Annotated in this window: 15 protein-coding genes; 4 read left to right on the plus strand and 11 right to left on the minus strand. The window is 65.5% G+C overall.

The window, feature by feature from the left end; genetic code table 11:
- The first annotated feature begins 212 nt into the window (after positions 1 to 212).
- Complete coding sequence (locus L6D77_RS22100) at positions 213 to 4760, plus strand: hypothetical protein (RefSeq protein WP_232883938.1); 4548 nt, start codon at positions 213 to 215, stop codon at positions 4758 to 4760.
- 38 nt (positions 4761 to 4798) lie between these two features.
- Here the strand turns inward: L6D77_RS22100 and L6D77_RS22105 are convergent, their stop codons facing one another.
- The 8 genes from L6D77_RS22105 to L6D77_RS22140 form a co-directional block, all read right to left on the minus strand.
- Positions 4799 to 5572: an enoyl-CoA hydratase gene (locus L6D77_RS22105; protein ID WP_232883937.1), complete on the minus strand. Its 774-nt coding sequence runs from the start codon at positions 5570 to 5572 to the stop codon at positions 4799 to 4801.
- Between the two features lie 13 nt (positions 5573 to 5585).
- Positions 5586 to 6713 (minus strand): acyl-CoA dehydrogenase, encoded by a 1128-nt coding sequence (locus tag L6D77_RS22110; RefSeq protein ID WP_232883936.1) that lies wholly within the window; start codon positions 6711 to 6713, stop codon positions 5586 to 5588.
- Positions 6714 to 6721: 8 nt separating this feature from the next.
- On the minus strand, positions 6722 to 7915 hold the full coding sequence (locus L6D77_RS22115) for an acetyl-CoA C-acyltransferase (RefSeq protein WP_232883935.1): 1194 nt from the start codon (positions 7913 to 7915) through the stop codon (positions 6722 to 6724).
- 12 nt (positions 7916 to 7927) lie between these two features.
- A complete protein-coding gene (locus L6D77_RS22120; RefSeq protein ID WP_232883934.1) occupies positions 7928 to 8695 on the minus strand; it encodes an SDR family NAD(P)-dependent oxidoreductase in 768 nt (255 codons plus the stop codon).
- A gap of 12 nt (positions 8696 to 8707) precedes the next feature.
- Positions 8708 to 10354 carry an AMP-binding protein gene (locus tag L6D77_RS22125; protein ID WP_232883933.1) on the minus strand — a complete coding sequence of 549 codons (1647 nt, stop codon included), beginning with the start codon at positions 10352 to 10354 and terminating at the stop codon, positions 8708 to 8710.
- Positions 10355 to 10492: 138 nt separating this feature from the next.
- Positions 10493 to 14995 (minus strand): NEL-type E3 ubiquitin ligase domain-containing protein, encoded by a 4503-nt coding sequence (locus tag L6D77_RS22130; protein WP_232883932.1) that lies wholly within the window; start codon positions 14993 to 14995, stop codon positions 10493 to 10495.
- Positions 14996 to 15071: 76 nt separating this feature from the next.
- Positions 15072 to 16094, minus strand: a complete 1023-nt coding sequence (locus tag L6D77_RS22135) for an AraC family transcriptional regulator (RefSeq protein ID WP_232883931.1) — start codon at positions 16092 to 16094, stop codon at positions 15072 to 15074.
- A 40-nt stretch (positions 16095 to 16134) separates the two neighbouring features.
- A complete protein-coding gene (locus L6D77_RS22140; protein ID WP_232883930.1) occupies positions 16135 to 16998 on the minus strand; it encodes a LysR substrate-binding domain-containing protein in 864 nt (287 codons plus the stop codon).
- A 114-nt stretch (positions 16999 to 17112) separates the two neighbouring features.
- Between L6D77_RS22140 and L6D77_RS22145 the strand changes: the two genes are divergently transcribed.
- Together L6D77_RS22145 and phnX are read left to right on the plus strand one after the other, a co-directional pair.
- Positions 17113 to 18219 carry a 2-aminoethylphosphonate--pyruvate transaminase gene (locus tag L6D77_RS22145; RefSeq protein ID WP_232883929.1) on the plus strand — a complete coding sequence of 369 codons (1107 nt, stop codon included), beginning with the start codon at positions 17113 to 17115 and terminating at the stop codon, positions 18217 to 18219.
- Positions 18220 to 18253: 34 nt separating this feature from the next.
- Positions 18254 to 19081: a phosphonoacetaldehyde hydrolase gene (gene phnX / locus L6D77_RS22150; protein ID WP_236170171.1), complete on the plus strand. Its 828-nt coding sequence runs from the start codon at positions 18254 to 18256 to the stop codon at positions 19079 to 19081.
- A gap of 87 nt (positions 19082 to 19168) precedes the next feature.
- Here phnX and L6D77_RS22155 read toward each other — a convergent pair whose 3' ends face one another.
- Positions 19169 to 19729 carry an NADPH-dependent FMN reductase gene (locus L6D77_RS22155; RefSeq protein WP_232883927.1) on the minus strand — a complete coding sequence of 187 codons (561 nt, stop codon included), beginning with the start codon at positions 19727 to 19729 and terminating at the stop codon, positions 19169 to 19171.
- A 157-nt stretch (positions 19730 to 19886) separates the two neighbouring features.
- Here L6D77_RS22155 and L6D77_RS22160 point away from each other — a divergent pair, with 157 nt between their 5' ends.
- Positions 19887 to 20105, plus strand: coding sequence for a hypothetical protein (locus tag L6D77_RS22160; RefSeq protein WP_110994558.1), 219 nt, complete (start codon positions 19887 to 19889; stop codon positions 20103 to 20105).
- Here L6D77_RS22160 and L6D77_RS22165 read toward each other — a convergent pair.
- Positions 20089 to 22338, minus strand: coding sequence for an Orn/Lys/Arg family decarboxylase (locus L6D77_RS22165; RefSeq protein WP_232883926.1), 2250 nt, complete (start codon positions 22336 to 22338; stop codon positions 20089 to 20091). The two genes, L6D77_RS22160 and L6D77_RS22165, sit on opposite strands and share 17 nt — an antisense overlap.
- Before the next feature lie 79 nt (positions 22339 to 22417).
- Positions 22418 to 23173 (minus strand): DNA polymerase III subunit epsilon, encoded by a 756-nt coding sequence (dnaQ, locus tag L6D77_RS22170; RefSeq protein ID WP_232883925.1) that lies wholly within the window; start codon positions 23171 to 23173, stop codon positions 22418 to 22420.
- Positions 23174 to 23235 lie beyond the last annotated feature (62 nt).

The raw sequence follows: 23235 nt of genomic DNA on the forward strand, positions 1-23235 counted from the left end.
ATTTGACCGAAATACCGAGGAATCCGCCCGCTGGTGCCCAGTTTTCCAAGGTTGGTGCGTCTACCAGGCGTCACCGAGCAATATGCCGCAACAAATGCCCGAGCGCCACGCCATCTGCCAACCGTCACGCCGCAAGGTGGTAACAGGCTAACGCCGCAGGCACCGTCGATTATCGCCAGATGGGCCCCTTCAACCAAGGAGCCTTCGTGACCATGAGCGACAACCTGCATCAACGCCTGACCCTCTTCAGCGATCTCGACTGCCAGGTCGCCAGGCACTTCAACCAACGCCCAGCGCTGCTCGAGACCGCCGCCGACCTGCTTGAGGAACAATGGCGGCAGCGCCAGCTGAGCCCCCTTCACAACCCACGCGCCCTGTACCTCGCCAGTCGTCAGCGAACCCCAGGCAAGACATGGATACGCCCACTGACCCAGGTGCTGGTGGAGCGTTACTGCCAACGCCATACCCTCAACCTGACCCCGGGTGAAGATGCCCTGACTACCCGCCTGTCAGCGGACCCTGCCTGGCAGGTCGACCTCGACCTGCACGACGTCGAACTGCTGATCAACGAGGCCGCACCGCACCTGCTGGAAAACTACCAGCAGCAGCTGATCGCCTACTGGAGCCGCGCAGGCAGCGATGGCCAGACGCCCTGGGGCTGGTACGCCGCTTACCTGCGCAAACAGTTGCAGGACGCGATCGGCACGCACGACCAGGCAGCCAGCCTGCCACACTTCGCCCTGGCCGCCGCCACGCTGGTACACGATCATCCCGTGCCAAGCCAGCGCAACGCCTGGAGCAACACCAACGGGCTGGCCGTCTCGACGCTGGCGGTCGACTTCGCGGCCGACGGCAAGCTCGATGTCGACCTTAGTAGCGCCGTGCTGATCGAGCACAACGACCGCGACCCGGGGCGCGAGCTGACCCTGCTGTACACCCTCACCGGCAAGTTGCTCAGCTTCACCTCACGCCAGCACCTGCTGGACGCCATCGCCCGCTGCTGGCCCGACAACGCCCACACCAGTGCCCGCGAGGTAAGCATCGGCGCCATCAGCCATTCGCCGTTCGAAGCCCAGGCCCTCGGCCTGCTGAACCAGCAATTGCAGGTGATACAGCACATTGCCGGGCAATACCGCAGCAAGCTGGACGCCATCGACATGAGCCTGGACCTGGACCGGCTGACCGACATGATCGACCTGTGCAGCAGTGCCGAAGCCCTGCGCCGCCAGCCGCTTGCCACGCAGTTGCCAGACTGGCTGCGCGATGCCCCGAGCAAGCCACTGCTGCAGTACAGCACGCTGCTGATCGATGTCGCCCAGGGTTATCACGACGTCGATGGCCAGTTTTGGCTCGACGGCATCGACAACGCTGAAGACTTCGCCAACCGCCGGCTGGCAGAGCGCCTGGCTGCCGATCACCCGGACAGCGCCCTCAAGCCCGAACAGGTGCAGGTCATCAACCACCAGACCGCGGCAGCGGCCGCGCCAAGCCAGGGCGTTATCGTCACCTCCGGTGCGGTGACGCCAGTGACGTACTCGCTCGCCCAACTGGCCATCGGCAACCTGGGCCTGCTCAAGCCTGGGCGCGTGGAGCTGATTGACAGCGGCGATGAGCCGTTGCCGGCCTGGATGAACGAAAACTACCTGCGCACCCTGGTCAGCGAACTGGACATCGCCAGCGCCTACCCGGCCATGTTGCGCAGCAGATTGCTGGACGCTGCCCAGCCGCGTGCACAACGCCAGCGCTTGCTCAGCGCCCAACTGCGCACCCAGCTGCCGGCCCTGGCCATGGAGCTGTACCTGCGCGGCAAGCTGCCAGACCCGCAGATCAGCAGCCATGTCGCGCAAGTGTTCGCGACCACCGCGGGCGAGGCTACGTCACGCTGGGTCATGCGTGCGCTGGGCTTTATCAAGTCGCCCGGCGCGACGCCCGACCACCCGCGCAATTGTTGGCTGATCGAGCCGCAAGCCCCTGGAGCCGATGCCTGCCTGCTGTATCGCCCACTGCACGAGGATTCACTGCTGTATTTCAGCGACCGCCTGGCGCTGTTCGTGGCTATCAGTACTCCTGGTGACCTGCAAGATGACCTGCTGCAGCGCCTGCCCGCCGAAGACCGCAGGTTCTATGCCCATGGTGGTTTTCTCGAACCGCACCTGTTCGTCCCGCTCGACGACACCAGCGCCGTACCGTTGAGCACACCCGCCCCGGTCAGCCTCAGTGTCGAGCCTGCGCTTGACGACCCGGGCGCAACGCTCTACCTGGCCTGCGTGAACGAATCGATCGAACGCTTCGAGGCGCACGCAGCCACTACCGCACAGACCCGCTGGGCAAGCTGGAAGCAACTCGGCTGGCTGCTGTTCAACACCTTGCTGCCACTGGCAGGCGGCACCCTGGGCAAGGTGGCCTGGCTTGCGCAGATGGAAGTGGCCATCGCCGATTACGTCGAGTCCGATGCGCAGCGCAACCCGGGCGATCACCAGTTGGCCATGGTCAACCTGTTGGTGAACATCGCCATCTTGCTGTTCTCCCACTCGATCTTCCGCCTGCGCCTGGAGCACGGCGAGGAACCCGAGGTTGCCGCCATCCCGGCTACGCTGCCGGAGCCCGCCCCGGCCCTGCCAAGGCCGATACCGGTAGTCGACAGGGTGCTTCCAACACTCGACTTCAGCTGGTCGCGCCCTGACCGCCACCTGACCCTCACGCAACGCACGGCCCTCGAGGCGCTGCAGGCCGGGCTTGCCCCCGCCTCACTCGGTGCCCCGGTGCCGACTGGCGCATTACGTGGCTTGTACCTGCATGACACTCATTTCTACACATTGCTGGACGGCAAGCCCTACCGGGTCGAGACCAACAGCACCGGTAGCCAGACGCGGATCATCGGCCCGGACCTTGGCCCAGGCCCGTGGCTGCAGCGTGATGAAGCCGGCCGCTGGCAGCTGGACCTCGGCCTGCGCCTGAAAGGTGGCATGCCCCTGTCAGAACAGATCCGCAAGCTGCAGCTGAACAAAGAAGCTGCGTTTCACACGGCCAACGACCTGTTGAGCGCCGATAAGCTGATGTTCGACGCCAAGTACAAGGAGATGCAGACCATCGACAATGTCGTCAGCGTCGCCACCACCGACAACGCCCTGAGTCAGTGCCAGGACAAGATGCAGGCCCTGTACGGGTTCTGGATGACACACCTGGAGCACGCAACCACCCGCAACGCCATACAACCAATCCGCATGTTCAAGCTCGTCCATGCCTATGCGCTGCATCAGGCCGGTTATTGCCTGCGGGCGCTCAATCGAATCCTGATCAAACGCTTTCGTCCGGTCCGCGATCAACTGCTGCAGGTCTTCGATGCATCGCTCGAATCCCTCTCCAAGGCCGATGAGCTCATTGTCCTCAGGCGCCTGGACCTGCAAGAGCAATTGTTGGACCAGCGGCTCGAAAACAACAAACGCTTGCGCCAGTGCCAGACCGAACTGGGCAGGCTGGCCAGCCAGCAAACCCCCGACATCGTCACCTGGCGAGACCTCGCCGCGTCCGTACCCGCAACACTTGAGCAACAGCTCGACCTTCAGTTCCTGCAGCTGGAAGTACAACTCAATCGGCTGACCCTGGGCCATGGGCTGACCAGCGTTGCGGTGTATTGGTGCGACCGCTTCCTGGACAACATCAGCCTCGGGATCGCCCAGCGTGCCACCCTGTTCAAGCTGCAGAACCCCGATACGGAAGTGGCGGCGCGGCTGCTGCGCAGTATCCAGGAGCATTTCATGGCGGCCGGGCGTCACCTGGGCAAGGTCGCCGAAGAACTGCCAGGCGAAGCCGCCCAACAGCCGCTGCGCAAGCTGCAGAGCACGCTTGGCCGTATCCTCGAGCAGATAGCCGCCGACCTCGCCGAGCTACCGGATTTCCCACCGGTCAGCACCCTGGTCCAACTGCGCAACAAGGTGCCTGGGTTGATCGAAACCGCCGAGCACGGCCTGCTGTTGGCCGCACCACGCGAAGGTGATGTGAACACCGTCGACATCCCTGGGCCTGACAACAAGACGGCCGGGCGAACCTACCACCTGAAGCACGGCAACTGGGTGGAGCTGAAAGTGCAGAAGGCGCCCGTCCTGCCTGGCAGGCAGAAGCTCAAGCGGTTGCTCAGGGACGCCAGCACCTTGCTGGCCAAGGCACGGGAGGAGATGGGCAAGCTGCACAGGGCGGCCGACCACTACCTGCCAGTGGAGATCGAAGAGGCCTTGCTACACCACCGCGCGCGCCTGCTGACCCAGGCCGAAAACATCGAACGCCGCCTCACCGAAGACAATCAAACCGATGAAGCGAGCCACGGGCTGGACGCCGAACGGATGGTCGGGGCGCTGCGCAACCTGGCCGATGAACTGCACGTCGCAGCAACCCAGCGGCGCATTGAAGCCGCCATTGCGCAACAGCCGCGCATGGGCGAAGTGCAGTTTCTGCTTGAGCAGGGCGCGGTGCAGATCCAGCGCATGGGCACCCGCACCCGGCTGGCCAAGGTCAAGGGCCGACCGGTCGACTATTTCGATGAATACGGCATCAGCCATCAGGGGACAGTGCTGTGGTATGCGCACTTTCACTACCCCGCGCTGGACACACCCAAGGCCGACTTCACTGCCGGGCACCTGAAAAGCGCCGCCCAGCGTCACGTTGCCGGGCAGCGATACACCGATGCCACAGGCAAAGTGGTCGAGGTCTATCGCGCACCCATCACCAGCGCAGCCGCCGGCCAGTATTTCTTCAACCTGTAATCCGGGCAAAGGCGCTGCCAGGGCAGCGCCCATGCCGGTCAACGGTCCTTGAACTGCGCCTCGCGCTTGGCGATGAACGCGGACATGCCTTCCTTCTGGTCTTCGGTGGCGAACGCCGCATGGAACACCCGGCGCTCGAAACGCACACCCTCGCTCAAGGTCACTTCGAAGGCGCGGTTGACGCTCTCCTTGACCATCATGCTGACCGGGATCGACTTGCTGGCGATGGTCGCCGCCACCTTCAGCGCCTCCTCCACCAGCTCGGCCTGCGGCACGATGCGTGCCACCAGGCCGGCACGTTCGGCTTCCTCGGCGCCCATCAGGCGGCCGGACAGGCACAGTTCCATGGCCTTGGCCTTGCCCACCGCGCGGGTCAGGCGCTGGGTGCCGCCCATGCCCGGCAGCACGCCGAGGTTGATTTCCGGCTGGCCGAACTTGGCGTTGTCAGCGGCCAGGATGAAGTCGCACATCATTGCCAGCTCGCAGCCACCGCCCAGGGCAAAGCCAGACACCGCAGCGATGATCGGCTTGCGGCGATTGGCGACGCGGTCGGCGTCGCTGAACAGGTCTTCAACGTAGATCTGCGGGTACTTAAGGTCGGCCATTTCCTTGATGTCGGCGCCAGCGGCGAAGGCCTTGGCCGAGCCGGTCAGCACCACGCAGCCGATGTTCGGGTCACGCTCGAGCTGGTCCAGGGCCTGGTTGATCTCGCCGACGATCTGCGCGTTCAGGGCGTTGAGCGCCTGCGGGCGGTTGAGGGTGATCAGGCCGACCTTGCCGTGGATGTCCAACAGGATGGTTTCGAATGCCATGCAGACTGCTCCTTCAAAGATTGCGCGCAATGACCATGCGCTGAATGTCGCTGGTGCCTTCGTAGATCTGGCAGACCCGCACATCACGGTAGATGCGCTCCAGCGGGAAGTCGCTCAGATAGCCATAACCACCGAGCGTCTGCAAGGCATCCGAACAGACCTTTTCGGCCATTTCCGAGGCGAAAAGCTTGGCCATCGAGGCCTCTACCAGCGCCGGGCGCCCGGCATCGCGCAAGGCAGCGGCGTGCAGCACCATCTGCCGGGCCACGGCAATCTTCGTTGCCATGTCGGCCAGGCGGAAGGCCACGGCCTGGTGCTCGATCAGCGGCTTGCCGAAGCTTTGCCGCTCGTTGGCATAGTCGCGGGCCACCTCGAAGGCGGCGCGGGCCATGCCCACCGCCTGCGAGGCGATGCCGATGCGCCCGCCCTCGAGGTTGGCCAGGGCGATCTTGTAGCCCTGCCCTTCTTCGCCCAGGCGGTTGGCCACCGGCACGCGCACATTGTCGAAGACGATCTGGCAGGTGTCGGAGGCATGCTGGCCAAGCTTGTCCTCGACCCGCGCCACCTGGTAGCCGGGGGCGTCGGTGGGCACGATGAACGCGCTGATGCCACGCTTGCCGGCGTCAGGGTCGGTGACGGCGAAGACGATCACCACCCCGGCGTTCTGCCCTGAGGTGATGAACTGCTTGCTGCCGTTGAGCACGTAGTGGTCGCCGTTCAGGCGCGCACGGGTTTTCAGGCTGCTGGCGTCGGAGCCGGCCTGGGGCTCGGTCAGGGCGAAGGCGCCGAGCATGGTGCCACTGGCCAGCGGCGTGAGGAACTGCTGCTTCTGCGCCTCGCTGCCGAACTTGAGGATCGGCACGCAACCCACCGAGTTGTGCACGCTCATGATGGTCGAACAGGCACCGTCGCCTGCGGCGATTTCTTCCAGGGCCATGGCGTAGGCCACATAGCCCGTATCGCTGCCACCGTACTGCTCCGGCACCAGCATGCCGAACAGGCCAAGCCCGGCCATTTCCCCGATGGCCTGCTTGGGGAAGCGGTGCTCCTTGTCCCATTGCTCGGCGAACGGTTTAAGCCGCTCCTGGGCGAAGCTGCGCACCGCGTCGGCGATCTGTTGTTGCTCGTCAGTTACCAGCATGGTTCACCTCAGTACAGGCATTCGACGGCCATGGCCGTGGCCTCGCCACCGCCGATGCAGATGGCTGCCACGCCACGGCGCAGGTTGTTCTGGCGCAGGGCCGACAGCAGGGTCACCAGGATGCGTGCGCCGGAGGCGCCGATCGGGTGGCCCAGGGCGCAGGCGCCGCCATGGATGTTGACCTTGTCGTGGGGCAGGTCGAGCTGCTTCATGGCCGCCAGGGTAACCACGGCGAAGGCCTCGTTGATCTCGAACAGGTCGACCTCTGCCAGATCCCAGCCGGTGCGCTTCATCAGCTTGTCGATGGCGCCGATGGGGGCGGTGGGGAACAGCGCCGGGGTGTCGGCGAAAGCCGCGTGGCCATGGATCACCGCCAGGGGTTTCAGGCCGCGCTTCTCGGCCTGGGAGCTGCGCATCAGCACCAGCGCCGCGGCGCCGTCGGAGATCGAACTTGAGTTGGCAGCCGTTACGGTGCCGCCTTCGCGGAAGGCCGGCTTGAGCTGCGGGATCTTGTCCAGGCGCGCCTTGGGCGGTTGCTCGTCATCCTTGATGACACGCTTCTCTTTACCTTCTGTAACTTCAACCGGAACGATCTCGGCGGCAAAGCGACCGCTCGTGATCGCCTCCTGCGCCCGGGTCAGCGAGGCGATGGCGAAGTTGTCCTGGGCCTCACGGCTGAAGGCGCCGTTCTGCGCGCAATCCTCGGCGAAGGTGCCCATCAGCCGGCCCTTGTCGTAGGCGTCTTCCAGGCCGTCCATGAACATGTGGTCGATGATCTTGCCGTGGCCCATGCGGTAGCCGCCACGGGCCTTGTCCAGCAGGTAGGGGGCATTGGTCATGCTCTCCATGCCACCGGCGACGATCACCTCGGCGCTGCCGGCCAGCAGTTGGTCATGGGCCAGGATCGCCGCCTGCATGCCCGAACCGCACATCTTGTTCAGGGTGGTGCAGGTGGTGTGCTTGTCCAGACCGGCGCCCAGGGCGGCCTGGCGGGCCGGGGCCTGGCCTTGCCCGGCAGGCAGCACGCAGCCGAACAGCACTTCCTGGACACTGGCGGCATCGATGCCGGCGCGCTCCACGGCGGCGCGGATCGCCGCGCTGCCCAGTTGCGCCGCGGTCAGGCTCTTGAGGTCGCCCTGCAGGCCGCCCATGGGCGTGCGCACGGCGCTGACGATAACGATCGGGTCATTGGCGAGGGTCATGTTCATTGCTCCTTATTTGGCAGCCATGCGCAGCGCGCCGTCGAGGCGGATCACCTCGCCGTTGAGCATGCTGTTCTCGATGATATGGCGGGCGAGCGCGGCGTATTCCTGCGGGCGGCCCAGGCGCTGCGGGAATGGCACCCCGGCAGCCAGGGACGCGCGCACTTCCTCGGTCATGCCGGCCATCATCGGGGTTTCGAAAATGCCTGGGGCGATGGTCATCACACGGATGCCGAAGCGCGCCAGTTCACGGGCGGCCGGCAGGGTCAGGCTGGCAATCGCGCCCTTGGACGCGGCATAGGCGGCCTGGCCGATCTGGCCGTCGTAGGCGGCGATGGAGGCAGTGTTGATGATCACCCCGCGTTCACCGCCCTCGTCGGCCTGGCCTTCGGCCATGGCCGCAGCGGCCAGACGCAGCAGATTGAAGCTGCCGATCAGGTTGACGTTGATGACCTTGGCGAAGCTGCCCAGGGCGTGCGGGCCGTTCTTGCCCAGTACTTTCTCGGCACCGACGATGCCGGCGCAGTTGACCAGCCCGTGCAGGCTGCCGAAGGCGCTGACGGCAGCAGCGACTGCCGCCTGGGCGGCCTGCTCGTCACTGATGTCGGCCACCGCGAAGCGGGCATTGTCGCCCAGCTCGCGAGCCTTGGCCTCGACGACGGCGGCGTTCAAGTCGACCAGCATGACCTTGGCGCCGGCTTCGATGAGCATTTGCGCGGTGGCGGCGCCCAGGCCCGAGGCCGCGCCGCTGACGATGAAGTGCTTGTTCTGGATATGCATGTCGGGTTTCCTTCAGGCGCCCGCAGCGATCGGCTGCGCGGCTTGTTGTTTGGCGACTTCCTGGTTGCGCAGGATGAAGCGTTGCAGCTTGCCGCTCGGGGTCTTGGGCAGCTCGCCGACGAATTCGATTTCACGCGGGTAGGCGTGGGCGTACAGGCGTTGGCGCACATGCTGGCGCAGGGTTTCCTCAAGCTCGGGGCTGCCCGCGTAACCCTTGGCCAGTACCACGAATGCCTTGATCAGCTCGGTGCGCTCGGGGTCGGGCTTGCCGATCACCGCCGCCTCGATTACCGCCGGGTGCTCGATCAGCGCGCTCTCCACGTCGAACGGGCCGACCCGGTAGCCGGAGGTGGTGATCACATCGTCGCTACGGCCGACGAAGCTGATGCTGCCATCCTGATTGAGCTCGACGGTGTCGCCGGACAGGTAGTACTTGCCGACGAAGGCCTTGGTCGGCAAACCGTGATAACCAGCGAACCAGCACAGCGGCGACTGCTCGCGGTCCACCGCCAGAATGCCCGGCTGCCCGGCCGGCAGTTCGCCGCCCTGCCCATCCACCACCACGATGCGGTGGCCGGGGATGGCGAAGCCTGCCGAGCCGAGGTGTACCGGGTGCTCCAGCGCATGATGGTTGCACAGCACCATGCCCAGTTCGGTCTGGCCGTAGTGATCGTGAATCGTCACCCCCAGTTCGTCGGCGAACCAGCGGATCACTTCCGGGTTGAGCGGCTCGCCGGCGCTGCTGACCACCCGCAGGCGGCCCTTGATCGGCGCCGCGAACTGCTCGCCGGCGGCGATCAGCAGGCGGTAGGCGGTGGGCGAACCGGCGAGGTTGGTGATGCCGAGCTTGGCGATGACCCGCGCACAGCTTTCGACGCTGAACGGCCCATCGTAGAAGGTGGTGGCATGGCCCAGCGCCAGCGGGCCGGTGACGGCGTAGTACAGACCGTAGGCCCAGCCCGGGTCGGCCAGGTTCCAGAAGTTGTCCTGCGGGCGCAGGCCGATGGCGTCGCGCATGTAGCCCTGGAAGGCGACGATGGCACGCAGCGGTACTTCCAGGGGTTTGGCCGGCCCGGTGGTGCCGGAGGTGAACATCAGCAGGAAGGGGTCGTTGCCCGTACGCATGACAGGTTCGCAATGCGCATCAGCCGCCTCGAGCGCCTGATGGAAGTCCAGCTCGCCCACTGCCGCGTCCACGGTGATGACCGTCGGGCAACCGACAACATCATCGAGCTTGGGTCGGTTATTACGGTCGGTGATCACTACCCGCGCATGGGATTGTTCCAGGCGGTGCTCGATGGCCTTGGGGCCAAAGGCGGTGAACAACGGCTGGTACACCGCGCCCAGGCGCCAGGTGGCAAGGATCGTCACCAGCAGTTCGGGCGTGCGCGGCATCAGGCCGGCAACCCGGTCCCCCGCCACCACGCCTTGCGCACCGAGCACGTTGGCGAAGCGCGCGGCAAGCGCCTGCAACTGTTCGAAACTGTAGCGGCCACCGTTGCCGTCGCGGTCTTCCCAGATCAGCGCAGGCTTGTCCTCGCCCACATGTCGGTCACAGCATTCGACGCAGGCGTTGAGGGCTTCGAGGTTGCCATGCAAGGCCTCAGCAGCGGCCTGGGCGTAGTTGAACGAACGGGCGGCCTCGGCGTAATCGCGCATCGTCAGACTCCTGGCTTGTTATTGTTGGAGTGCACCATTGGTCTGACGATGTTCGCGCCGCTCACCCACCCCGGCAATGGCCAAAGGCGTCAATCTGGATGACCGGTTTGGCATTGGCCAACCGCATTGCCGCGTCGATCAATGCCCGCCGCTGCCTTGCGCGGCCAATGCCTCGCGGGTCAGTTGCAAGGCCAGTTGCTGCAGTGCCTTCTCGCGGTCACGGGCGAGCTGGTTCATGGCAGCCAGGTATTGACTTTCCGGTTGCCGCTGTTGCTCCAACGCATCGAGTTGGTCCCAGAATGGCTGCTCTGCCGCCGTGAAGCGCTCGGCATACTCACCGCGCAGGTACGCCAACCAGAAATCCCGTTGGCTGATGTACTCGGCCAGGCCATCCCCGGCTTCGCGGGTGCGCACTTCGCGCGCAGCGCTGTCCAGTTGTTCCTGGTTCACCTCGGCAATGCCCTCGAACTGCATGGTCCTGGGTTGCCCGGGCAGGTCGAGTACCGTGGCCAGCCTCGTGCGATAGGCCAGGCTCACCTCAATCTCGTCAACGCCGATACCCTCGGCATTGCGCTGGGTGATGTCGGCACGCGCGATACGCTCCACCTGGTCCAGGCGAAACAACCGACGCGCCAGGTTCAAACGAGCCACCACCGCCTGCTCCGGATCGAGCTCGCGCAGCGTACTGGCAACCATCGCGCGCACCTCCAGGGTACTGAAGCAAGAGGCCACGCTGTCCACGCACGTACGCTGGCTACCCGCCAGGTTGAACAACTCCTCGCGCAGGGCTCCGTCCTGCACGGCGGATTCGATCACTTCCCAGACACGGCGCCCGAGGTCTGCGCGAGCCCGACGGTAATCGCTGGTCTCGCTCAGTTCCTGCAAAAGCTCGAAGAACCCTTCGCCGCCCCGCTCGTTGCGCAAGGTGTCCCATTGCTCGCCACGCAAGCCCTGCTGATCTGTCTCCAGGGTCTGCAGCCACAGGGTACGGCTTGCGACAGGCTGTACCAGCGCACTGGCGCCGCGCAGCGGCAAGCTGAGGGGCGCACGCAGGCGCAGGCGGGTTGCCACTGACAACGGGTTACCCGTCAAGTCCAGCGCCTGGCGAATCTCGAATGGGGCGTTCAGCAAGGCCTGGGGCACGCTCATGATCTGGTTGTGGCGCAGGTCGGCATAATCGAGGAAGCCACACCACTCCAACCCTGGCGGGATGGCCTGCAAGCCGGTACGTTGCAGGTTGATCTCACGCAGGCGGGACATCTGGTTGAAATTGAGGCGCACCGTGCCCAGCGGGTTGTTGCTCAGATCCAGGTGGCGCATGGTTGCCAGGTTGCGAAGCACCTGGGCGCCGCCTGTGGTTAGCCGGATCTGGTTACGTGCCAGGTTCACCATCCGCAAATGCGTCAGGCGACCGATATCGTCCGGGATGGCCCGCAATCGATTGTTGCTCAGGATAAGCCTGCGCAACTGCGGGAAACTGCGCAGGAAGCCCGACGGCAGGCGCTCCAGGCGCAGGCCAACCAGTGTCAGGTCGGTGACATGGCTGAAATCGGCACCGGCGGGCAACTCGGGCAGACTGCCGACGGGAATGCCGATCAGCCCCAACCGGCGACCTTCCGGATCACCCGGCTCGGCCACCACCGGCTCGCCTTCCAGGCGCCAGCTGCGCAGCAGTTCCCTGGCGACCAGCCTGCGCAAGTCCTGGCGCGGGATGGCTTGCTCCGCCGTGACCCAGCGATTCAGCACTTCGTCGAGCTGACGAAAAGCGCGTTCATGCACCTGCAGGTTGGCGTACGCCGAACCGGGCTGCTCAAGGAGGATATCGACGAAGGTGTCCACCTGACGATCATTGAAACCGGGATACAGGGCCCGCACCCGGTTACGTAAGATTGTGTGGCTCATCGTCCGCCCGGACCGCCGGCCGCTGAGGGGGTAGCCGGGCCGACCATCCTCCAAGCGTTGCAGCGGGACGAACCACGGCCGCTGCTGACGCAGCCCGACCAGCCGCGACAAGGCGAGGCTATCCGCCGGCAGCCACGCGCGAAGGTCGGCCAGCACGCGTTCGCTGGCGTCTGCGCCTTGCCAACCCAACCGTTGCAGGTCGGCCTGGGGCAACCACGCCAACAGCACTTCCGGCAACCCGCAGGGCTCGGCCACTTCGATATCCGCATCGCGGCCATCCTGGTCATACAACCGCAAGCGGCCGTCGCGCCGCACCATGATCGTGGTGATCTGCCCGGCCCCGCTTTCCGGATACAGGCGCGCCAGGGTCGGGCCGACATCGGAACCCTCGCGCAAGACCAGGCTCAACGAACTTTGCACGCCCACCCTGCGCCGCAGCAGGGCGAACACCAGCTCGGTGGTCAGTTCACTGTAACTGCCCCGCAGGTACAACCCCTCACGCATGCGCGTCAGTTGGGCCACGCGCAGCAACGCGCGCGCCTGTTCGGCGACCGCCAGGGGGATCCGCGACTCGGCGATCATTCGCTCGCGCTGATCGGCCGTGACCTGCTCCAGCAAACGCAGGGCATAGGCATCCGGCAAACCTGGAAAATCGCGCTGCAGAAGGGCCAGCTGCGCATCCTGGCGCAGGTATCCACGGGAGAAGTGCTCAAGCATCTGCGCCCTCAAGTGCGGGGCATCTTCCCTGATGGCGGCCAACTGTTCTGCGAAGGGCTCGCCGGCAAGATCCTGTTTTTCGACACACCACGCCAGCAGTTCAGCGTCGCTGGCCTGGCCCTCGTCTACCTGATCGAAGAAGGCTTGCAGCCGAGCGTCCACCGCAAAGCGTTCCAGGGTGTCACGCAACGCCACGGGCATCGGCCTGGCCTCCACCAGCCAGCCGCGCAACTGCGCCTGATCGACATCGGCCACCCTGAGGATGTCACCTACCCGCGGTTCATCCAGCCGGCCCGCCGGCGGCCAGAGGCGCGCCAGCAGTGCCCGCTCCCCCGCCCACTCCAGCGGGTGCTCGGAGGTCAGGCGCCAGGCCCGTTCGCCATTGCTTTCCAACTGCGGCGCAGGAGCAGACGCGTCCGTCGGATGAACCAGCTGCCAGGTGCTGCGCCCATCACTCGGACGGACCCGGTAGTACCGGCCCTCGGCATCCCGCCACCAGTGGTCATGGCCGTCGCTCAACAGCCCGTTGTCCAGTTCGACCAGCCCTTCGGCCGGCGCACTGCGCGCAAAGCACGCCAGGTCGTCGGACCACAGCCGTTGCCTGCCATCCTGGGTTTGCACCGGTACCAGGCCCTCGACGAAGGTGCTGCGCACGAAACGCGCCACGCCAACGGTCGCCCCGGCAATTGCCAAGGTCTGCGCCACGCCGAGCAGGTGTTCGAGCGCTTCGTGCCGATGACCCTGGCTCCAGTCGTCGATCCCTGCGTAAACCTCCTGCAGGGTCTGACGGATCATGTCGGCCAACAGCACCGCCCCGACGCCCGGCACGAACAAACCGGCGAGGCCGAGCAGCACCAGCCCGGCCGTCTGCAACGCCTTGGCCCGCGCACTCGACACAGCGGCATCGACCATTGCCGTGGGCACCACAAGGAACTGCGCATCGTTACGAATGCGCTGCAGATGCCGGCCCGCCACGGTGTCGAACAGCTCAGCGGTAACCTCTGAGAACGACGCCTGCATATCGGTGTTCGGGTCACTCAGGCGCTTGCCCAGGGTCGTCAGGTAGGCCGCCCGATCCGCCAGGGCGATCCGCTGTTCCAAGGCCTGGCGGTAGGCGGCGTCGCGCACCTTTTCGCCCAGGGCCAGGTTCGCTTCACCCCAGTTCGTGTAGTGCTGTAGTGGTTTTTCCCGGTCCATCGGCAGGTACAGGATCACCCCCTTCAGCGGCTTGATCGGCAATGTCGCGCCCTGCCCGTTGTACTCCCAACTGCCGCGCAGCTCGAACGCCAGCGCACCATCGACCCGTGCATCCAACACCTTGACCTCACCGCACCTGACACTGACGCTCTTGGAGTGGCTGATCGCCTGCTGCTGGGTAACCCGGCTCAGCATCCTCAGGTCGTCTGCGGTCAGTTGCCCTTTGAGCGAGGCAATTTGCGTGGCCAGTGCCAACTGCAGGCGCAGGTCCTTGGCCAGCACGGTCATGAACGGGCCATCGAATACCTCGTCGAGGTGTTTCTGGTAGTTGCCGCCCACATCCAACGTGCGGCACAGCGTCACCAACCCGTCCATCTGTGTGGTCAGCACCTGCTCCGGAGCCTGAGTGGCCGGATCCGCGGGATAAACCAGAGCAGTGCCGTCATAGAAGCTTTGGCCCTGCTTGAAGTTCTGCAACAAGCGCTGCAAGGCCGGGGCATAGCTATTTTTGAATTCAGCCCTGTTGAGGGCTGCGTCAAACCCCAGGCCGCGCTCGCGCCACTGCGCCTTGTCCAGGTCGAGCGTCTGCCCCGTCAGCGTCTGGAGTGCAGGTGCCAGAAGCGCTTTGCCGTAGGCTGCGGGAGCCTTGAGCTGCCCCAGCGTCTTACGCAGCACTTGCTGGCTGTCGTGGTGCGCCTCAAAGCAGGCACGCAAGGTCTTGAGCTGATCGGGTGTGGCGAGCTTGAGCCAGCCCGGCAGGATTTCACCGATGAAGTCATCGGTAGCATTGAGCAGCTTTGGATGGGTTGACGCAGTCACTGACATGATGATCGTCCTTGAGGTGGAGGGGGCTCCACAGTGGGACCGTGATCATCACGACGGCAGCGGGAAAACCACCCCTTCAGCCTGTCGTGTCGCGGGCCTGGATCAGCGCCCGATAATGCCCGGGGTTGCAGCCGAACCACTTGCGAAACGCCTTGTAGAACGAGCTGCTGTCAGCGAAACCCAGGCGCTCGGCAATCTCGCCCAGGCCTGGCTCGGCCTCGGCCAGCCAGGCAATCGCCAGCTCGCGCCGCACGCTGTCCTTGAGCCCTTGGTAGGTTTGCCCCTCGTCGGCCAGGCGCCGGCGCAAGGTGGAGGGTGACAGGCACAGCTGGCGGGCCAGGCTGTCGCCATCAGGCCAGCGCGCCGGGTCCAGGCCGAGCAGGTCGTGGCGGATGCGCCGCCCAAGGCTGGCCGGGTCGCGGTACTTGACCAGAATGTTGCCCGGTGCTTCGGCAAGAAAACGCTGCAGTTCCTCGGGCGTGCGCTTGAGCGGCAGGTCCAGGCAGTCGGCGGCGATGATCATCCGCGTGCGCGGGCGGTCGAACTGCAGGTTCTCGGAGAACATCACCCGGTAGTCGTCGCAGAACGGTGGCTCGGCACACCGCAGGTCGATGGCCAGGATCGGTATACGCCGCCCGGCCAGCCAGCAGGCCACGCCATGCACGATCATCCAGAAGGTGAAGTAGGTGAAGGCTCGGCGCGGCTCGTCACAAGGCTCGTTGATGACGATCTCGGCCAGGCCTGGCTGGCGCACCAGCCCGGGGTGCAGGTCTTCGAGCATCAGACTGAGAAAGCCCAGGGCGGTGTGCAAACCCTCGGCCAGGGTCGGCTGGGCCATGGCCGCGCGGCACATGAAGGCCAGGCTGCCACTGCGCAGGCCGCGCGAGTCCATGGCGAAGAACTCATCGTTGCAGCGTCGCGCCAGCAGGCGCCAGAGGCGCGCGTAGGACTCCGCGCTGACCCGCGCCTCGGGCAACTCCAACTGGCCGGCATCGATACCGGCACGGCCAAGCAGCACGGCATCCGCCGCGCCAGCCGGGCAGGTCTGCAACAGGGCCTCACGCACCAGTTGCATGGAGATGGTGTCTTTCTCGCTCATCGGCTGTCCGCTGCGCTCCGTGGCGGCCATCTTAGGCCGCTCAGACACTGGCGGCCAGCCCCAGAAACGCCTGGATCAGGCGCAGCTCGCGACGTCGCTCCAGGCAGCCGATCATATGCTGGTTGACCAGCCCCGCACCGCTCAACGGCCGTGCCACCACCCGCGGGTCATGGGCCACTTCTGTGGACGACACCACGCCAATGCCCAGCTCGGCCGCCACTGCCTCGGTGACTGCCTCGCGGCTGTCCAGCTCCAGCAGCACCCGTGGCTGCACACGGCCCTCGGCGCAAGCCTTGTCGAAGGTGCGCCGGGTGGTCGAGCTCGGCTCGCGCAACACCATGATCTGCTTGTCCAGCGCGGCCAGCGGCAGGTCGCCGTCAGCCTTGGCCCAGGCATGCCCCGCCGGCAACAGCGCGCACAAGCGCGACTGGCACAGGCTCTGCAGGTGCAGGCCCTTGCGCGGTTCGATCTCGGTCAGCACCGCAACATCGGCATGTTCGGACAGCAATGCGGCCAGGGTCTCCTGGGCATTGCCCAGGCGCAGGTTGACGGTGATGCCGGGGTAGCGCTCGCGCAGCAGCGCCAGCATCGGCATCACCCGGTGCGGCCCGTCGGCAGCCACTTCCAGGCGCCCGGTCAGCAACTGGCGGTTGGCTTCGAGCATCGCCTGGGCTTCCTCGGCAAGGCCGAACATGGCCCGGGTGATCGCCGCCAGCCGGGTGCCCTCCTCGGTCAGCTCTACCCGCCGCGCGGTGCGCCGCAGCAAGGTGATCTGGTAGTGCTCCTCCAGCGCCTTGACGTGCCCGGTGACCGCCGGCTGGCTGATGAACAGGCGCTCGGCGGCGCGGGTGAAACTGCCTTCACGGGCGACGGCATCGAAGGCGCGGAGCTGGAACAGGTTCATATCTATCGGCCTGACTTATGGCTGGCATAACAACAAACAATTTGAATGATACACCTGCGAATTGCAACCTAGGCCCCATAAGTTTCCAGCCCACCGCATGTGAGGAACCACGGAATGAGCAACGCCCCGATCCTGCTGACCCCCGGCCCCCTGACCACGTCCGCCCGCACCCGCCAAGCCATGCTGGTGGACTGGGGCTCCTGGGACCGCGATTTCAACCAGCTGACCGCCAGCGTCTGCGAGCAGCTGCTGGCGATCATCGACGGTGCCGCCAGCCACCACTGCGTGCCCCTGCAAGGCAGCGGCACCTTCGCCGTGGAAGCGGCCATCGGCACCCTCGTGCCGCGTGACGGCAAGGTGCTGGTGCTGATCAATGGCGCCTACGGCCAGCGCCTGGCGAAAATCTGCAAGGTACTGGGCCGCTCTTACAGCACCTTCGAAACCGCCGAAGACCAGCCGACCACCGCCGAAGACGTCGACCGCCTGCTGGCTGCCGACCCGGCCGTTACCCACGTGGCCCTGATCCACTGCGAGACCAGCACTGGCATCCTCAATCCGCTGCCCGAGATCGCCCAGGTGATCAAGCGCCACGGCAAACGGCTGATCATCGACGCCATGAGCTCGTTCGGCGCGCTGCCGATCGATGCCCGGCAAGTCCCCTTCGAGGCGCTGATCGCAGCGTCCGGCAAATGCCTAGAAGGCGTGCCGGGGATGGGCTTCGTCTTCGCCGAGAAAACCGCCCTGGCCGCCGCCGAAGGCAACGCCCACTCGCTGGCCATGGACCTGCAGGACCAACACGCCTACATGGCCAAGACCGGCCAATGGCGCTTCACGCCGCCGACCCACGTGGTCGCCGCGCTGCACGAAGCGCTGCAGCAGTACGCTGAGGAAGGCGGCCTGCCGGCACGCCACCAGCGCTACGCCGACAACTGCAAGACCCTGCTCGACGGCATGGCCAGGATCGGCCTGCAGAGCTTCCTGCCCGCCGCCATCCAGGCGCCGATCATCGTCACCTTCCACGCCCCCACCGACGCCCGCTACCAGTTCAAGGACTTCTACGAGCGGGTCAAGGCCAAGGGTTTCATCCTCTACCCAGGCAAGCTGACCCAGGTCGAAACCTTCCGCGTCGGCTGCATCGGCGTGGTCGGCCCGGACGGCATGCAGGCCGCCGTCAACGCCGTGGCCGAAGTGCTGCGGGAAATGGAAGTGCTGGACATCTGACCCTCCGCCTACCCAACTTCAGGAACATGCGCACATGAACTACAGCAACCCTACCCAGCTGCAAGCCGCCATCCTCGACTGGGCCGGCACCGTGGTCGACTTCGGCTCCTTCGCCCCCACCCAGATTTTCGTCGAGGCCTTCGCCGAGTTCGACGTGCAAGTGTCCATCGAAGAGGCCCGCGGCCCGATGGGCATGGGCAAGTGGGACCACATTCGCACCCTGTGCGACGTACCGGAGATCGCCGAGCGCTACTGCAAGGTGTTTGGCCGCACGCCCACCGACGATGACGTAACCGCCATCTACGAACGCTTCATGCCCCTGCAGATCGAGAAGATCGCCGTGCACTCGGCGCTTATCCCCGGCGCACTGGACACCCTCACCGGGCTGCGCGAGGACGGGCTGAAGATCGGCTCGTGCTCGGGCTACCCGAAAGTGGTGATGGACAAAGTGGTCGAGCTGGCCGCACAGAATGGCTACGTCGCCGACCACGTGGTGGCCACCGACGAAACCCCGAACGGCCGCCCGTGGCCGGCCCAGGCCCTGGCCAACGTGATTGCCTTAGGCATCGATGATGTGGCGGCGTGCGTGAAGGTGGACGACACCGTGCCGGGTATTCTCGAAGGCCGCCGCGCCGGGATGTGGACCGTGGCGCTGGTGTGCTCGGGCAATGCCCTGGGCCTGACCTGGGAAGGCTACCAGGCGCTGAGCGCAGAGAAACTGGAGAGCGAGCGCAAGCGAATTCACCAGCTGTTCGCCAGCTCGCGCCCGCACTACCTGATCGACACGATCAATGAGTTGCCCGAGGTGATTGCCGATATCAACCGGCGCCTGGCCAAGGGCGAGATGCCGCAAAGCGCTTGATGCAAGGTTTCATCGCGGGGCAAAGCCACTCCCACACCTTGCCAGTGCACGCTGGCGTGGGAGGGGCTTGCCCCGCGATTTTTCGACTCAGACCGCCCTGTTCAACTTCACCCACGAGGCGAACTTGTCGATGAACGCCTGCAAGAACGGCCGGGTCTTCTCACTCAGTTTGCCGCTGTCTTCGAACAGCGTCGCTGCCCCACCGATGTAAGCCTCGGGCATCTGCATGCAGGGCATGTCGAGGAACACCAGCGACTGGCGCACGGCATGGTTGGCACCAAAGCCGCCGATGGCCCCCGGCGACACACTGACCACCGCCACCGGCTTGCCGCTCCAGGCGCTCTGCCCATAGGGCCGCGAGCCCACATCGATGGCGTTCTTCAAGCCACCGGGCACCGAACGGTTGTACTCAGGCGTGACGAACAGCACCGCGTCACTGCGCCGGATCTCGTCACGAAAGCGCTTCCATGCCTCAGGCGGTGCCTCGGCCTCGACATCTTCGTTGTACAACGGCAAGTCGCCGATCTCGACGATCTTCAGGGCAAGGCTGGACGGTGCCAGCTCAGACAGCGCGCGGGCCACCTTGCGGTTGTAGGAGTCCTTGCGCAAGCTGCCGACAACGACCGCTACCGTATAAACCTGGCTCATGGCGTTTGCATCCTCTGCGTGGGAAATGGGACGTACTAGTTATAGATGACCGTTCCTCGGGCTCCCGATTTTTTTGTGCCCGGGCAAAAACTCCCAGGCGTTTCGCTGGTCTATGGCTTCAGACATTTCCCCAACGTTTCAGAGGGTTCCACCCAAAATGGCAGCAGTAATGGTCGGCCAGTTCCACGCCCGCGACGCCGAAGGCCGTATCTATCCCGTGCACGAGTTCCAGGAGTCGACGCTCCAGGCCGACGGCAGCACCCTCGGTGCCCCCATCACCACCTACCGCCTGGCCATTGGCGACCGGGTCAACTACCTGGGCGAGGACCGTTTCGAGCTGGCCCAGACCGGCGTCGAGATCATTCGCATTCCTTGATGCAGTCGACCGTGTACAGCCCGTGCTCGTGCTGCAAGCCATGCACATCGGCGACAAAGCCCGGGAAACCCTGGTCGAAGGCCCGGGCAAACGCCAGGTAATCGAGGATCGAGCGGGTCGCCTCGGTGAACCGCTCGCCCGGCATGATCAGCGGGATACCCGGCGGGTACGGCACCAGCATCACCGCCGCCACCCGGCCCAGCAGCTGTTCGATCGGCACCGCTTCAACCTCCCCCTTCACCATCCGGTCATAGGCCTGGCCTGGGCTCATGGCGACCTCCGGCAGTTTGGTGAACAGCCGTTTTAGCTGCTTGGCGGTGGCATTGGTGCGGTAGCAGTCGTGCAACTGCTGGCACAGGTCACGCAGGCCCAGCCCCTGGTAGCGCGCGGGCTGTTCGCTGACCACACTGGGCAGGCATTGCGCCAGCGCGGTATTGCCATCGTAATGGCGCTTGAACTCCAGCAGTTCGGTGAGCAGGGTGCTCCACTTGCCCTTGGTGATGCCCATCGAGAACAGCACCAGGAAGCTGTACAGCCCGGTCTTCTCCACCACCAGCCCGCGCTCCCAGAGGAACTTGCTGACCACTGCCGCCGGAATGCCGTGCTCGCCCAGCACACCACCGGCGTTCAGCCCCGGCATCACCAGGGTGACCTTGAGCGGGTCGAGCAGCACGTAGTCGTCCGCCACCTCGCCAAAGCCATGCCACTCTGCCCCCGGCTGCAACAGCCAGTGCGCTGCCGCCAGGCGCTGAGTACCCTCGGTCGCCGGTGGCTGCCAGATGCTGAACCACCAGTCATCGGCGGCGATGTGCTCGCGCAGGTTGGCCAGGGCCCGGCGAAAACTCAGCGCCTCGTCGAACATCTCTTGCAGCAGCGAACGCCCGGCGGGGCCTTCCATCATCGCCGAGGCCACGTCCAGCGAGGCCAGGATGCTGTACTGCGGCGAGGTGGAGATGTGCATCATGAACGCTTCGTTGAAGCGGTCGCGATCAAGCGCGCGGGTGGCGCCATCCTGCACATGGATCATCGACGCCTGGCTGAAGGCGGCCAGCAGCTTGTGGGTGGAATGGGTGCTGAACAGCAGCGGACCATCGTCGGCCTTGGGCGTGCCCATGGCGTAGCGGCCGGTGAAGAAGTCGTGGAAAGCGGCGTAGGCGAACCAGGCCTCGTCGAAATGCAGCACCTCGACACTGGCGCCCAGCGCCTGCTTGATCAACCCCGCGTGGTAGCACAGCCCGTCGTAGGTGGAGTTGGTCACCACCGCCAGCCTGATCCTGGCCGCCCGGCCCTGGGCCAACGGGTGGGCCTGGATCTTCGCCTGGATCGATTCGGCACTGAACTCGCTGAGCGGGATCGGCCCGATGATGCCCAGTTCGTTGCGCTCCGGGCACAGGTAGAGGGGGATGGCGCCGGTCATGATGATCGCGTGCACCACCGACTTGTGGCAGTTGCGGTCCACCAGCACCAGGTCATCACGCCCGACCATGGCGTGCCAGACGATCTTGTTGGCGGTGGAGGTGCCGTTGATGACGAAGAAGGTGTGGTCGGCGCCGAAGTTGCGCGCAGCGCGGGCCTCGGCCTCGGCCAGGGGGCCAGTGTGGTCGAGCAGCGAGCCGAGTTCGGGCACCGAGACCGACAGGTCCGAACGCAGGGTGTTCTCGCCGAAGAACTGGTGGAAGGCCTGCCCCACCGGGCTCTTGCGGTAAGCCACGCCACCGCCGTGGCCCGGCGTGTGCCATGAATAGTTCGACTGTGCGGTGTGTTGCACCAGCGCCTTGAAGAACGGCGGCAGCAGGCCATCGAGGTAGTTGTGTGCCGCCCGTGCCACCTGACGGGCAAGAAAGGGCACGGTGTCTTCGAACAGGTAAAGGATGCCGCGCAGCTGGTTGAGCTCGCTCATGGCTTCAGCGGGGGCGTTTTCCAGGGTGACCTGCTCGCCCAGGGCGAAAATCGGCACGTGCGGTGCACGCAGGCGGGCCAGGCGGATCAGTTCGGCCATGTGCTGCAGCAAGTGGTTGTTGTCGCCGGCCCCTTCGGCGCCGATCAGCATGCAGGCCAGCCCGTGGTGGGTGGCGGCGACCAGGCGCGCTTCGGTGTAGTCGGCGGCGGCGAGGATGGTGAAACCGTCCTGGGCCAGTTCGGCGGCGATGCCACGCACGCGCTCGCCGGCGACGCTGTCGGCCTTGATCGCCCGGTGGACGATGAGGATGGGGAACTTGAGGTCCTTGTACATCAGGCGGCTACCTCCTGAGTGCGATTTCCCTCAGTGTAGGAGCCGGCTTGCCGGCGAAAAGGCCGGCACTGCCAATAAATCAGTCGGCAGGCGTTTCGCTCAGCACCTGCCACATCGCCGGCCCACCGGCCGACTTGGCGACCGCCGCCAGACGCTCGGCATGGGCTGCCAGTTCTTCTTCACTAGGCAAGATCACCCGCCCCGGTGCGCGCCCGACAATCCGGCGGATCTCGCTACCGGTGCTGCCCTGCCCGTCTTCATCGCCGGCAGCGTCACCGGCCAGCGACAGGCTGGTCTGCCCACCGGTCATCGCCAGGTAGACGTCGGCCAGCAGTTCCGAGTCGAGCAATGCGCCGTGCAGATCACGGCCGGAGTTGTCGATGCCGTAGCGTTTGCACAGGGCATCCAGGCTGTTGCGCTGCCCTGGGTGGCGCGAGCGCGCCATCATCAGGGTGTCGAGGATCGGGCAGTGCTGCGAGATATCGGCGCGGTCGTGCTGGCCCAGCAGGGCGAATTCGTTGTTGATGAAGCCAACGTCGAACGCCGCGTTGTGGATGACCAGGGTGGCGCCCTGGATGAAGTCGAAGAACTCTTCGGCCACATCGCCGAAACGCGGCTTGCCGACCAGGAAGGCGTCGGTGATGCCGTGCACGTTGATGGCGCCCTCGTCACTTTCGCGGTCGGGCTGCAGGTAGACGTGGAAATGCCGCCCGGTCAGGCGCCGGCCCACAACCTCGACACAGCCGATCTCGATGATGCGGTGGCCGTCGGCCACCGGCATACCCGTGGTTTCGGTGTCGAGGATGATGAACCGTTTGTCTTGCTGCTGCTCCACGCGGGGGACTCCAACATGCGGTGCTTGAATTCGGGGCGGGAGTATACCGGACTCGAGGCCGC

The sequence above is a fragment of the Pseudomonas parasichuanensis genome, from assembly GCF_021601385.1.
GTDB classification, from domain to species: Bacteria; Pseudomonadota; Gammaproteobacteria; order Pseudomonadales; family Pseudomonadaceae; genus Aquipseudomonas; species Aquipseudomonas parasichuanensis.

Bases quoted from the DNA above. Each gene is read 5' to 3' on its own strand.
- L6D77_RS22100 (WP_232883938.1), top strand. From the start codon at position 213: ATGAGCGACAACCTGCATCAACGCCTGACCCTCTTCAGCGATCTCGAC.
- L6D77_RS22105 (WP_232883937.1), bottom strand. From the start codon at position 5,572: ATGGCATTCGAAACCATCCTGTTGGACATCCACGGCAAGGTCGGCCTG.
- L6D77_RS22110 (WP_232883936.1), bottom strand. From the start codon at position 6,713: ATGCTGGTAACTGACGAGCAACAACAGATCGCCGACGCGGTGCGCAGC.
- L6D77_RS22115 (WP_232883935.1), bottom strand. From the start codon at position 7,915: ATGACCCTCGCCAATGACCCGATCGTTATCGTCAGCGCCGTGCGCACG.
- L6D77_RS22120 (WP_232883934.1), bottom strand. From the start codon at position 8,695: ATGCATATCCAGAACAAGCACTTCATCGTCAGCGGCGCGGCCTCGGGC.
- L6D77_RS22125 (WP_232883933.1), bottom strand. From the start codon at position 10,354: ATGCGCGATTACGCCGAGGCCGCCCGTTCGTTCAACTACGCCCAGGCC.
- L6D77_RS22130 (WP_232883932.1), bottom strand. From the start codon at position 14,995: ATGTCAGTGACTGCGTCAACCCATCCAAAGCTGCTCAATGCTACCGAT.
- L6D77_RS22135 (WP_232883931.1), bottom strand. From the start codon at position 16,094: ATGAGCGAGAAAGACACCATCTCCATGCAACTGGTGCGTGAGGCCCTG.
- L6D77_RS22140 (WP_232883930.1), bottom strand. From the start codon at position 16,998: ATGAACCTGTTCCAGCTCCGCGCCTTCGATGCCGTCGCCCGTGAAGGC.
- L6D77_RS22145 (WP_232883929.1), top strand. From the start codon at position 17,113: ATGAGCAACGCCCCGATCCTGCTGACCCCCGGCCCCCTGACCACGTCC.
- phnX (WP_236170171.1), top strand. From the start codon at position 18,254: ATGAACTACAGCAACCCTACCCAGCTGCAAGCCGCCATCCTCGACTGG.
- L6D77_RS22155 (WP_232883927.1), bottom strand. From the start codon at position 19,729: ATGAGCCAGGTTTATACGGTAGCGGTCGTTGTCGGCAGCTTGCGCAAG.
- L6D77_RS22160 (WP_110994558.1), top strand. From the start codon at position 19,887: ATGGCAGCAGTAATGGTCGGCCAGTTCCACGCCCGCGACGCCGAAGGC.
- L6D77_RS22165 (WP_232883926.1), bottom strand. From the start codon at position 22,338: ATGTACAAGGACCTCAAGTTCCCCATCCTCATCGTCCACCGGGCGATC.